The sequence below is a fragment of the Alteraurantiacibacter lauratis genome, assembly GCF_037154155.1.
Lineage (GTDB): Bacteria > Pseudomonadota > Alphaproteobacteria > Sphingomonadales > Sphingomonadaceae > Alteraurantiacibacter > Alteraurantiacibacter lauratis.
On the sequence record NZ_JBANRN010000003.1, the window covers coordinates 233,519 to 245,407 of the forward strand.

Genomic DNA, 11,889 nt, shown 5'->3' on the forward strand with positions numbered 1-11,889 from the left:
TTTTGCTATCCTTTGCCGGGCCGGAAGTTTAGGTAAAAGTGTTTCAGACAGATGGGCCATAATATGGCAACGGTGCCTTTCGCGCATAATCCACCCGGCATCAGGCCAGTGTCCTCGGCTCCCGACTCCTCCAAAGGGGCGGTGGCTTTTGCCATCATTTTCTACCTTTTCCTGATGCCCCACCAGTTCAACCCCGAACTGGGTGGTTTCCTGATCACGCCGGCGCGCATTGGCGTCATGCTGGGCGCATTCTGGGCGCTGTCTGCCTATCTGCGCGGTGCGGTGCGGTTCCTTTGGCCCGATGGCCTGATCCTGGGCATGATGGTCTGGACTTACCTGTCGCTTTACGTGACCATGGATGCCGCAACCGCCGTAAGCGGAACGGTCAGCCAGATTCTGGATATTGCGCTGTCCTACTTCGTCGGCCGCGCGCTTATCCGGTCGCCCAGGGATCTGCGCGTCTTTCTCATCATCATCGCTCCTGGTATCGGGATTACCGGCTTCATCATCGCGGCTGAATCCATCCTGGGTTCGCCATTCATGCAGGAAGCGGCCTTTGCGCTGACCGGTATCGGCAGGCCGCCGCAGAACATCTTCCGCTTCGGCTTGCTGCGGTCGCTTGGGCCTTTCCCGCATCCGATCCTTGCCGGTGTCATCATGAGCAGTTTTCTGCCGATCTACGTCTTGTCGGGCCTTCGCGGCTGGCCGAAATGGGTGGGGCTGCTATCGCCATTCAGCGGCATCTTTACATGGAGTTCGGCCGCATTCGTCGCGCTGGCGATCAGCATCGTGCTGATTGCCTATAACTGGCTGGTCGAACAGATTGCCAATCTGAGCTGGCGCATATTCCTGCTCGCCCTATTCGCATCGGCCCTGATGATTGAGATACTTTCCCAGTCCGGGCTGTTCCGCTTCGTGATGCGGTATGCCGCGTTCAACCAGGGGTCCAGCTATAACCGCGTGCTGATCTGGAATTGGGGCACCGAATCGGTGATGAACAATCCGCTGTGGGGCATCGGTTTCAATGATTGGGTGCGGCCGCGCTGGATGAGGGATTCGATCGACAATTACTGGCTTTTGCTTACGATGCAGCACGGCTTCGTAATGCTGTTTCTGTTCCTTGGCGTGGTAACTTATGCGCTGGTAAAGATAAGCACGAATGCCACGCGGCTGCCGCTTGTCGACCGGCGGCTGCTGGTTGGTGTCGGAATCGCTCTGGGCGTTTATTGTGTCGGCATCTTTTCCGTGTCGGTGTGGCTGTCGGCCAAGCTGTGGTTCTTTGCGCTTATCGGGATCGCGGTCAGCCTTGGAACCATGCGAACCGATCAGCCCGGTCCCACTTCTTCGAGGTGAACGCAGGACCGACCCACCTTACAGGTGGGGCAATTGCCTGGTCAGCAACCCCTTCTTCGGATCGTATCCGTGCACCCACAGATGCGGCCACCGTGCAATCACGCGGTAGGCCTCGCCCAGCTTTGCCAGCCGAGTATTGCGCCGGCCCAGCAGCTTGCCGGCAAGATAGCGTTCAACCGCCGCAATCCAGATCAGCCCCGCGCCCACCAGCCAGCCCGGAAATCCCCAATGCTTGCGCACATATTCCATGATCCCGGTGGTCATATAGAGGAGCCGGCGCGGCGATGTACCCTGCCCGTGCGCGATCATATGTTCACCCTTGGCATCGGCAAGCCGCCACAAGGGATAGCCCATCGCACGCAGCCGCTGAAACAGGTCGACTTCCTCGCAATAGAGAAAGAAGCGGCCGTCAAAGCCCTCGGCCCGGTCCCAGGCTGTGCGTGACAGCATCACAAACCCGCCGGAAAGCACATCCACCCGCTCGTCCCGCGAGAGGTCAGGGACGGCGCGCCCCGCAATCGACAGGCCAATCGCTGCGCTTGCCAGTTGACGCAGCGTGGGTATGGCAATCGAATTGCTGGTATCCGGCACGCCCCGCTCATCGTACGACACGCCGCCCCATGCCCCTGCATCGGGATAACGCCGCGCGCCATCCATCAGCGCATCAACCGCGCCTTCCATCATGAAGAAATCGGGGTTGAGGAGAAGCAGATAGGGCGCTCGCGCATGGGGCGCCAAAAGGTTGTTCGCGCGGGCAAAACCGATATTCCCCTGCCCCGCAATGACCCGGACATGGGGGAATGTCTGCGCCACCAGCTCTCCGGTCCCGTCCTCTCCATTGTCCACCAGCAGGATTTCGACCGGGATGCGCTGCGCGCCAAGCGCCACTGCCTCGATGCAGCGCCGGATCGTAGCGCGCGAATTATAGGCCACGATCAGGATGGAAACCTGCGGCGCGTCTGTCGCGGCTTCTGCGCCCGGAGAGGTCGTCATGCTACACCTTGTGATGCGTACGCAGACGATGCGTCAAGCACCCCGGAAAACATCGCGGAAAGCGCCCCGGCATATGTCGCCCCGATGGCCTTGCGCGTGAAACGGCTGGCGCCGCCGCTGAGTTGCCATTGGGCCAGCGCATCCTTGATTCCCGCCTCCTCGCGGGCGAGATGCAGCATGGCGCTCGCAATCTCCGCGGGATCATGCGGGTCGACCGCGATCGCAAAGGGCGCGCCCTCGAAATAGCCCTCTATCGCGCGTCCCCGCGGATAGATCACCGGGCAACCGGCAAACAACGCCTCGACAAATACCATGCCGAAGGTTTCGCGCCGCGAAGGCAGCACCAGCCCGGTCGCCCGGTTCATGCGCGCAGCCATTTCCTCGCGCGGCAAGGGGCCTTCGAAGGCCAAACCCTGCACCGCGCCGGCGGCTGCCCGTGCGGATGCCTGATCGCTTGCCGAACCGCCTCCCACGACCGCAAGCGCGAGTTCCGGCCGTTGCCCTTGCGCGCGGTCGAGCGCACGCGCCATGCCCGCCAGATTCTTGCGGCGATGGCTGGCAAGATGAAAAACCGACAGCAGCGAATCCGGCACGATGCGGGGCGGCAAGAGCGTGTCGAGTTCGGTCGGGCAGGGCAAGATGCACACCGGCCCGTGGCGCTTGCCCAGCAGGTTTTCCACCGCCGCGAGCGACCATGGGGCAAAGGAACACACCAGCGCGGCCTCGTGAAAAATCCGGGCAAACCGCGCGCGAAGGTCCGGGCGCGCCGCCAGGATCTTCGTATCGGTGTCGCCCTGAATGGTGAGCGCGAAAGGAATGCCCAACCGCTGCGATGCCCGCGCAGCCGCGATCCCTTCGACCGTCAGCTTGTGCCCCACCACCAGATCGGCGCCGCCGCTCGCCTCCACGCGCCGGGCAATGACATCGCCCAGCGCGGCAAGCATCGTATGATGCCAAATCCCCTTGCCCGGCGCATGGTATGCCATCGCGATCCCATCAGGGAACGCTTGCTCCTCTATGTGCAGGGCAGGCGTGCCAAAGCCACGGATACACAGCGCTGCCAGACGCGCGGCCCCCACTGGTCGCCGGTTGAGCGAGATGACGCGATTGGCAAATTGCGTGTCGATCAGGTGAACAAGATTGCGGATGGCCGCCGTCTTGGCCGGCACGACCGGATCGGGATAATCGGCCGAAATGTGCACGAGACGAGGCTTCAGCATGGTCACATGAACCTTTCGGGGCAGGCCCGCGCCACCATGCCAAAGACGGGGTGGGCGGGCTTCAGGTCCATGCTGATGACCGTGCCCCGCGCCGTCCGTCCTGCGCTTAATCTTCGCGGCTATAGGAGTAGTAGCGGTACTGATAATTATAGGCCTGGCCGGCCTCCAGCGCGCGGAACTTCGTCAGAATGGCGCCCGCGAAGGTCGCGTTCACATCCTGCAAGCGGCGCACCGCAGCACGAGTCTCGCGCGCATGGGCGCGATTGGCTTCGATCACCATGACCACGGCATCGACAAAGCGCGAGAGCAAGGGCGCATCGGCAATACCCAGCACGGGTGAACTGTCGATCACGATCACATCGTAACGCTGCCGTGCCTTCTGCAGGAATTCGTAAACAAGTGCGGACGAGAGGATTTCCACCGGGAAAGGCGGAATCTCGCCCACCGGCAGGACGTCGAGATTGCCATCGCCCGGCTGGAACACCGCGTTTTCGAGCGCAACGCGGCCATGCAGCACATCCACCACGCCAACATCGGAGCGCGGCCTGTCGAACATTCCGGACAGAGCGGGGCGCCGCAGATCCATATCGATAAGCAGGACCTTGCGGCCAATCGCCGCATATTTCGTCGCAATCGCGGCCGAGGAGGTCGTCTTGCCCTCGCCCGGCTGGGTACTGGTGAACTGGATGACCAGATTGTTGCTCACACCGAGGCGGTAATCGAGCGATGCCCGAATCGATGCATAGGCTTCGCTGATCGGACTGAAGCGGTTCTCCAGCTCTGCCGCGGTTTCGTCGGGCGTGTAGGGGGTTTGCCCCAGCGCAGGCAGACCCAGCTTGTTTTCCACATCCTCGACCGAGCGGAGCCGGTCATCCAGCGTCTCGCGCAGCACCGCCAGGGCAACGGCCAGAGCCAGACCCAGAACCAGCGCAATCAGCAGGTTGCGGGTCAGATTGGGCGAGGAGGGGACGCGCGGAACGGTTGCTTCGTCAAGCAGGCTGAATCGCGAGCTGCGCAGGTTAGCCGCGGCGGAAAGCTGGTTGTAACGATCGAGCAGGCTGGCCAGCTGCGTCTGGAGCGAGGCAACCTGACGGTCGATCTGGTTGAATTCGACCCGGCGGTCCTGCTCTTCCAGCGAGGCATCGGATGCGCGCGCAAGCTCCTGCTGGAGCGCCGCTTCCTGCCGCCGCGCAATTTCGTATTGGCTGCGAATGCTGGCCTTGATCTCGGCGCTCAGCGTCGTGATCGACTGGTTGAGCGTCTGGATTTCGGATAGCAGCTCACGCACGGGCGGGTAATCGTCGCGGTACCTTTCGCGCAGCTCTGCAAGCCGCGTATTGCGGTCATTGAGCTGTGCGCGCAGAGTCTGGATCGCGCCGTTCTGCTGCACTTCGGGAATATCGGTCGCGGGCACATTTGCCACCGCGCGCCAACGCTCCTCCGCTGCGATGCGCGCGGCGCGTGCAGCGGTCAGTTGGCGGTTGACTTCAATGACATTTCCGGCCGCGAGGGTGGGCGCGGTGCCGCTTGCCGTTGCCGTCTCGCCTGCGGCTGTTGCACCACCGGAAATCGGCTGGCCAATAATGCGATTGCCGCGCGCATAGGCAATCGCCTGGCTTTCGGCATCCTGCAATTGCTGGCGAACCGTGGCAATCTGCTCTTCCAGATATTGCCGGGCAAAGGCATTGGCATCGATGGACTGGTCCACGTCATCCTTCATCACCCTTTGCGCATAGGCATTGGCGAGCCGCGCCGACAGGGCCGGATCGGTGGAAGTGAACGAAATTTCAATGATCTGGGTGTTGTTAATCATCGCGGCCGCAACCCCGCCGCGAAGGAAACCCGCCGCCAATTCGCGCCGTCGTTCGGGTGGTGCATCCGCCACATTGCCGACGATGTCCGGATTATCCTGCAAATTCAGTTCGTCGACCACGCGCAGAGCCATGGCGCGGCTCTGTATCCGTTCGGTCAGGGTGCGCATGAATTCCAGGTAGAAGCTGCCCGAATAATAGGGATTGGCAAGCTCCTGGCCCTCCACGATGACCGACGTGGACGGCTCAACCGCGAGTCTTGTTTGCGCCTGATAAAGCGGCGTGGCGAGCAAGGTAACGACAAAGCCAGCCAGCAAGGCCGCGCTCACGATGCCAATCAGGATCAGGCGCTGGCGCCAGATCATCGCGCGAATCATCGCCAGGTTGAACAGGGTTCCCTGTTGGCCTGCCGGACGGACCGTATCGGCACCCGGCATGAAGCGTTCGGTAAAGGCCGTAACGCCGGCGCCCGCAGCGCCAAGCGGTCCTTGCGGAGAATTATGCTGCATGGGGGAGCCTCAACCTACAAGCGGGTGAACAGGGCGAAAAGGGGAAGGGTTCGCAGCAAATCCTGCCAGAACTGCGACAGACCATCGGTCCCTACCACAATCCGGTCACCCGGCATCAGGACGGGGTCCAGCATGGTGCCGGCCTGGATTGCCGAATAACTGAACTTGGCAATTTCCATGCCTTGGGGCGTTTCGCGGAACACCGCAATTTCCTCGCGCGCGGCGACACGATCAGCACCACCGCCCAGCGCAATGCCACCTGACAGCCGGGTTCCGGGCAGGAAGGTGTAAACGCCCGGACGTTGGACGGCACCCTCCACCGTTACCTGGTGGGACGCGTAGGAGACGATATTCACCGTGACGCTGGGATTGCGCAGATACCGCGCGCCAAGTTCGGTCGCGATCTGCTGTTCAAGCTGCGACAGCGTGAGCCCGGCGGCGCGCACTTCCCCGATAAGCGGAAACGACACCGTGCCCTCGGCCGAGATGACCGCATTGTCGAGCGAGAGGTCTTCCTCGCGGAACACGCTCATGCGGATAACGTCGTTGGCGCGCAGCACGTAGGCGGCGGGACGATCGTTCGAGGTGATTTGCTGGTTCGCGGCGGTATCCGCACTGGTCACGGCCATTCCGGGCATCGCCTTGGGGCCGGTGGCACAGGCTGCGGCAAGACCTGCCAGAACACAGACCATTGCCGCTTTCATCAGTCGATCAAACATGGAAAGCGATACCCGCCCTTCGTACCACAAACTGTTGCCGCTCATCGAATAGGGTGTCCCTTGCAACGGCCAAACAGAAACTACGCAATTTTGCTTGGCTGATGTCCAAGCACGTTTGATGCTGCAATGCAATAGGCCCTCCTTGCCCCAAGCCGGCACGGTTCTGTATTGCTACGCATAACCACTTAGGGCAATTCCGTCCTGAGCCCAACCCTTTACTACGCAAGCGATCAGATTGGCTGGAATTCTGCCAACAGGAGCCCTTCCCTTCGTGACCATCCTTGCCGCTATCCTGTATGTTCTGGTTGCCGCTTGTGCGCTTTTTGCTGCGCACAATGCCGGTCGGCTGCACATGGGCGCTGTGGACCGAAGGGTCTGGCTGGTGGTGGCGGCGGCGTTCGGCATATTTGTGGTCCTGCGACTTGCAGGCGTCGAGGAAATCCTGCGCGATCATATGCGCGATATGCTGCGGTCGGGCGGTGTTTACGACGAACGGCGCGATATCCAGAAACCGCTGGCAGCCCTCGCCTTCGTTGTCGTCGGCGCAATGGGATGGCTGGCGCTGCGCAGTTGGCCAGGAACGCGGTCACGGTCGCGCATCTGCATATGGATTGCGTGCTGGGCCACGGCGGGTTTCGCGCCTCTTTACACCTTGCGCATCCTCTCGCTGCACGCGGTCGATGTGTTGCTGTACCGGGGCCCGGTCCGCCTGAATTGGGTGCTGGACGGGGCGCTATCGGTGCTCGCAGGCGGAGCGGCGGTGGCCTATGTCGTCTTCATCCTGCGGGGCGCGCGCCGGCGTCGGGTGAAGGAAGGCCGAGAGCAAGCGCATAGGCGCTGAGCAGCGGGGCGATCTGGTGGCCCCAGTTGAGCTCGGTCTCCACACGCCTCCGGCCAAAGGCGCCCATCGCTGCGCGGCGCGCGGGATCCGCCAGCAGTTCCTCAATCTTGTCTGCAAAATCAATGGGATCGTTGGCTCTCGCATACAGCGAGGCATCTTGCGCGGAAAAGCGCCCTTCGGTCACATCAAATTGCACGATGGGCTTTTCGAGGCTCATATATTCCATGATCTTGTTCATGGTGGACTTGTCGTTCATCGGGTTCACCCGGTCGGGGTTGACGCCAATATCCATGGTAGAGAGCACTTCGAACAGGTCCTGATCGGGCGCGCGGCCGGTGAAGTGAATATAGTTCTCCAGCCGCTTTTGCGCGGTCAGTTCCTTGAGTTTTGCAAGGCTCGGCCCGCCACCGACCAGGACGAACTGGATATCGCGCCGGCCCTTTTCGTGCACCAGATGGGCAGCAGCATCGATCAGCAGGTCAATGCCTTCCTGATCGCCCATCACCCCGACATACCCCACCAGATAGTCCTTGCCGCGCTTCCAGGCGGGCACCGGATCGACCCGTTTGAGGCGCGACAGATCGGGGCCAGAGCGCACCACAAAGACACGTCCCGGATCCATCCCGCCCCTCTCGATGGCAATCTGGCGGTAGGACTGATTGGTCGCCATCGACACATCGGCGCATTTGAACGTCAGCTTCTCGAACAAGACCATCAGCCGCCAGAAGAAGCCGCGCTTGCCGAACTTGGCCTCATACAGCTCCGGGTTGATGTCGTGGTGATCGAAAATGTATTTCACGCCCAGCAGCTTGAACGGCAGCGCCACGAGAAAGATCAGGTCGGGCGGATTGCAGCCCTGGATCACATCGATGCCGCGCGTGAAGTAGATTTTCCACGCCAGAACCGTTTCCCAGAACAGTGCCGCGCCATATTCGAGCAGGAAACCCAGCGCCCCGTCCGCCTCGATGGGAAGCGAATGGCGGTGGATATGGACCCCTTCGATTTCCTCGTAGCTTTTTTCAAAGCCCTTGCCCTTGGGGCAGATGACCGAGACCGTCGCGCCTGCTGCCTTCAGGGTGCGGGCTTCCTGCCACACGCGCCGGTCAAAGGGCAGCGGCAGGTTCTCGACCACGATGAGCACGCTTTTGCCCGCCAGCGGCTGGCCGGGAATGCGCGTGGGGAAGGCAAAATCGTCAGCCGAACCAGTCACGCAATCGCGCTCACATCAACAACCGACACCCCGCCCAGATCGAGCGTATCGACCAGCCGGTTGGTCGCCACCGCCAGCGCGTAATCACCGCTTTCGGCGGTCGCCTTGTCCACCAGCAGGCTTTCGATCGAGGGCAGGAAGGCGAAGGCATAGCCGAGATTGGCGCCGACCAGGTTTTCCGGCTTCAGCCCCGGATCGTAGACATGCAGCTTGTAGCCGGCATCGAGCAGCTTGCGCGCCATGTCCACCGCAGGGCTTTCACGCAGATCGTCGGTGTCCGCCTTGAAAGCAAGCCCCACCAGCAGCACTTTTGCGCCGGGTTCCAGCCCCTGCACGACCTGCTGGAACTGGTGATGCTTGTGCGCCTCATTGCTGCGCAGCAGCGAATCGACCAGATGCGTGTTTGCCCCGATATCGGCGGCAATGTGCTGCAGGGCGCGCACATCCTTGGGCAGGCACGATCCGCCAAACGCCCCGCCCGGCCGTGTGTAATAGGGCGAGATGTTGAGCTTGGTATCGGACACAAAGATTTCGTGCACCTTCCGCGCGGAAATGCCGAGGTTCTGGCACACCCGGCCAATTTCGTTGGCAAAGGCCACCTTCACCGCATGCCAGGTGTTGTCGACGAATTTGGTGATCTCCGCCTCGCGGATGCCGACATGGAAGACCGGTGCGTCGATCCCGTCATGCAGCTTTTCCATATTGGCAGACGGCGTCCCATCCAGCGTGCCGAGCACGATCTTGGGCGGATCGAAATAATCCTTGATCGCGCTCGCCTCGCGCAGAAATTCGGGGTTGTAGACCAGTTCGACAACCTTGGCCGTAGCGTCACCAAAGCGGGCGCGGAAGATCGGCAGGATGATCTGCTCGGTTGTGCCGGGGCGCATGGTGGAACGGTAGGCCAGTGTCAGCGGCGCGGCGCGGTCGGGCTTCAGCGCGCCGGCAATCGCGCGGGTGACCTGTGCGATATAGCTCATATTGTGCGCCCCATCGACGCCGCTGGGGGTGCCCACGCAGACAATGGCGATATCGCAATCGTCCAGTTCATCGCCGATCTCGCGCACCGCTGACAACCGCCCTTCGGCGCGCGCCTTGGCAATCAGATCGGCCAGGCCCGGCTCGTGCACAGGGGAACGGCCCTCATTGATCGCGGCAACCTTGCCTTCGGACACATCCACGCCGACAACCGTGTGCCCTTGCGCGGTAATGCAGCCCGCCGCCGTGCATCCGACATAGCCGAGGCCAAAAATCGCAACTTTCATGCGCTGTGTCCCTTTGCTGCGTCGTGCAGGAAGACGCAGTTCTCCTTGTCCCGCCGCACCAGCGTGTATCCGGCACGCTGCAAACGCTTCACAATCGGCCGCACGCGGGTGAGCGGCGCGGGTGAATCGAATTCGACGCACAACGTGGCGGGATGAATCCCGTCATCGAGCATCCGGCTCAGCACGGGCAGCCAGCTCCCCTCGATATCGATCTTGAGCAAGTCGATCCGGTCATGCCCCAATCGCTGCATGATCGTGGCGATCGTCAGGCATTCAGCCTCGAAATAGTCGGAGGTGTTGTGCAGGTTCTCGATAAAGAAATTGACGTGCCGGGGATCGGCGGGTGCGTGGAAACGCATCACCGCGTTCCGGTCAAGCAGACCCCAGGGGTGGAAATGCACCCGGCCATGGTTTTCCTGTTCGATATAGGCAATCGCACGCGGTGTGGGATCAAAGCTGTGGACTTCCAGACGCTTCTCCTCCGCCAGAGCGAAATCGAAGGTGGCATCCAGTCCCACCCCGCCGCAATAGGCGATGGAGCCGGGCGCAATATCGGCGGGCACCCACCACGCGGCGTGCCCCTGCCCATACAGCTGCAAGGCGCGAGGGGTGGGGCGAATCTGCGTTTCGAGCCAGCGGCGCGAAATCAGGCGATTTGCGCGGCGCCATGCCTGTCCCAGTTTTACCAGCATTGCGTTCCCCATGCCCGACAGCGCCGCCTCCCCATGACTTCAGGCACGGGCCTGGAACCAGCGTTTGGTGACAACCTTGATGTTGAAGCGATCGACATCGTGTTGCCGATCTTCCGGAATACGTCCCATCAGCGCGGCGCAGACCGAAAAGGTGGAATGGCGGCTGTGCACCAGCCATTGGCAGCGCGACAGCGCCCACATATCTGCCAGCGCGGCGCGCGCCTCGGCCACCGGATCGGCAAAGCTGCTGCTGGAGAAATGCAGCGCCGCGCCATCACTCGCCAATGTCTTGGGCAAGGAGAACGCATCGCCGTGGCGCGCCAGCACGGCGTCCTGCGCCTCCTGGCTGTCGGTCGCCAGAAACAGCGCCGCATCGGGATTGGCGCGGCGCAAGGCGTCTATCCGCGCAAGGATGGCGGGCAGCGGGGCCTTGCGGTCGGTGAAGCGGATATGCACCCCGATCACCGGCTTGCCGATGGCGGCAAACAGCGCGTCCACGCTGTCGCGCACCTCTGCCACCGGATTGAAAAACCGGTCGAGATAACGCGCGGCAATCGCATCCTCGCTCTGGCCGGCAAAACGCGGATCGCGCGCCAGCCGCGCGGCCAGGCGCGGCATTTTGGGGAGGTAGGACCAGAACACGGCCACATCCGCCGCCGGATCGGGCGCGGACAGATCGACGCAGAGCTTGCGGTAAACGAACGGGCTGCGGTGCGCCTTGGGAAAATGCGCGCGGATCAGATCCACCGGCTGGCGATCCATCTGCCCCGACCAGATGGCGGGAGCCGCCACATCGGCGCTGTCATAGAGCGAGGGATCGCCGCTTGCGCTGCTCTCGAACAGCAAGGGATACAGGTTTTCGCCTTGCGGCACATACATGCCATCACGCCAGTCGATGCAGGGGACGCGGCCATGCAGGTCGGCATAGACACAGCCGGTGACGCCCGAAAGCATCCGGTTGCCCAGCCCGCCCTTCGCCTTGACGACGAGCGCGCGCGGCAAGGCACCGGGCTGCGCAGGGTGCAATGCCCGCTGCGATGCAGGATCAGCGGCGTTCATGCTGCACCTGCTGCCATCGGCGCGGCTGCTTCGGGATTTTTGCGCCTTTTGCTCATTCGCGCCGAGTCATAGGGGTATTTACCTAGACTGGGCAACGGCTTTGCAGCATAAAATTCGCACCGCATTTCACGCTATTGCGCGGCACACTCCGGGAGTCGCTGCCATTTTTGCCGCAGCGCACAAAAATTGGCCCGATTCGAATTGCCAGCTTATCTAGGCA

The 11,889-nt window shown here is 62.2% G+C and carries 10 protein-coding genes; 2 read left to right on the forward strand and 8 right to left on the reverse strand.

The genetic code is table 11. The features are described from left to right. Positions 1-141: 141 nt before the first annotated feature. On the forward strand, positions 142-1,353 hold the full coding sequence (locus tag WFP39_RS04925) for a hypothetical protein (RefSeq protein ID WP_336918035.1): 1,212 nt from the start codon (positions 142-144) through the stop codon (positions 1,351-1,353). Positions 1,354-1,371: 18 nt separating this feature from the next. On the opposite strand, the gene WFP39_RS04930 is transcribed toward WFP39_RS04925, so the two are convergent. The 4 genes from WFP39_RS04930 to WFP39_RS04945 form a co-directional block, all read right to left on the reverse strand. Next, the gene (locus WFP39_RS04930; protein WP_336918036.1) at positions 1,372-2,346 is read right to left on the reverse strand and encodes a glycosyltransferase family 2 protein; all 975 of its coding nucleotides are present in this window, start codon (positions 2,344-2,346) and stop codon (positions 1,372-1,374) included. After that, a complete protein-coding gene (locus tag WFP39_RS04935; RefSeq protein WP_336918038.1) occupies positions 2,343-3,566 on the reverse strand; it encodes a glycosyltransferase in 1,224 nt (407 codons plus the stop codon). Before WFP39_RS04935 ends, WFP39_RS04930 begins: the two co-directional genes overlap by 4 nt. Before the next feature lie 106 nt (positions 3,567-3,672). Next, positions 3,673-5,886, reverse strand: a complete 2,214-nt coding sequence (locus tag WFP39_RS04940) for a GumC family protein (protein ID WP_336918039.1) — start codon at positions 5,884-5,886, stop codon at positions 3,673-3,675. 14 nt (positions 5,887-5,900) lie between these two features. Next, the gene (locus WFP39_RS04945; protein ID WP_336918041.1) at positions 5,901-6,650 is read right to left on the reverse strand and encodes a polysaccharide biosynthesis/export family protein; all 750 of its coding nucleotides are present in this window, start codon (positions 6,648-6,650) and stop codon (positions 5,901-5,903) included. A gap of 226 nt (positions 6,651-6,876) precedes the next feature. On the opposite strand from WFP39_RS04945, the gene WFP39_RS04950 reads away from it, so the two are divergent. Continuing rightward, positions 6,877-7,446, forward strand: coding sequence for a hypothetical protein (locus WFP39_RS04950; RefSeq protein ID WP_336918042.1), 570 nt, complete (start codon positions 6,877-6,879; stop codon positions 7,444-7,446). Here WFP39_RS04950 and WFP39_RS04955 read toward each other — a convergent pair. From WFP39_RS04955 to WFP39_RS04970, 4 genes are read right to left on the reverse strand one after another with little or no spacing between them, the layout of a single operon-like run. Next, complete coding sequence (locus WFP39_RS04955) at positions 7,382-8,656, reverse strand: glycosyltransferase family 4 protein (RefSeq protein ID WP_336918043.1); 1,275 nt, start codon at positions 8,654-8,656, stop codon at positions 7,382-7,384. The two genes, WFP39_RS04950 and WFP39_RS04955, sit on opposite strands and share 65 nt — an antisense overlap. Beyond that, positions 8,653-9,918 (reverse strand): nucleotide sugar dehydrogenase, encoded by a 1,266-nt coding sequence (locus tag WFP39_RS04960; protein WP_336918045.1) that lies wholly within the window; start codon positions 9,916-9,918, stop codon positions 8,653-8,655. The genes WFP39_RS04955 and WFP39_RS04960 overlap by 4 nt, the downstream gene beginning before the upstream one ends. Next, positions 9,915-10,610, reverse strand: a complete 696-nt coding sequence (locus WFP39_RS04965) for an FkbM family methyltransferase (RefSeq protein ID WP_336918046.1) — start codon at positions 10,608-10,610, stop codon at positions 9,915-9,917. Before WFP39_RS04965 ends, WFP39_RS04960 begins: the two co-directional genes overlap by 4 nt. A 39-nt stretch (positions 10,611-10,649) precedes the next feature. After that, on the reverse strand, positions 10,650-11,669 hold the full coding sequence (locus WFP39_RS04970) for an O-fucosyltransferase family protein (protein WP_336918048.1): 1,020 nt from the start codon (positions 11,667-11,669) through the stop codon (positions 10,650-10,652). Positions 11,670-11,889: the final 220 nt, after the last annotated feature.

Coding starts and splice junctions, on each gene's coding strand:
- WFP39_RS04940 (WP_336918039.1), bottom strand. CDS start 5,886: ATGCAGCATAATTCTCCGCAAGGACCGCTTGGCGCTGCGGGCGCCGGC.
- WFP39_RS04965 (WP_336918046.1), bottom strand. CDS start 10,610: ATGCTGGTAAAACTGGGACAGGCATGGCGCCGCGCAAATCGCCTGATT.
- WFP39_RS04960 (WP_336918045.1), bottom strand. CDS start 9,918: ATGAAAGTTGCGATTTTTGGCCTCGGCTATGTCGGATGCACGGCGGCG.
- WFP39_RS04935 (WP_336918038.1), bottom strand. CDS start 3,566: ATGCTGAAGCCTCGTCTCGTGCACATTTCGGCCGATTATCCCGATCCG.
- WFP39_RS04970 (WP_336918048.1), bottom strand. CDS start 11,669: ATGAACGCCGCTGATCCTGCATCGCAGCGGGCATTGCACCCTGCGCAG.
- WFP39_RS04945 (WP_336918041.1), bottom strand. CDS start 6,650: ATGAGCGGCAACAGTTTGTGGTACGAAGGGCGGGTATCGCTTTCCATG.
- WFP39_RS04930 (WP_336918036.1), bottom strand. CDS start 2,346: ATGACGACCTCTCCGGGCGCAGAAGCCGCGACAGACGCGCCGCAGGTT.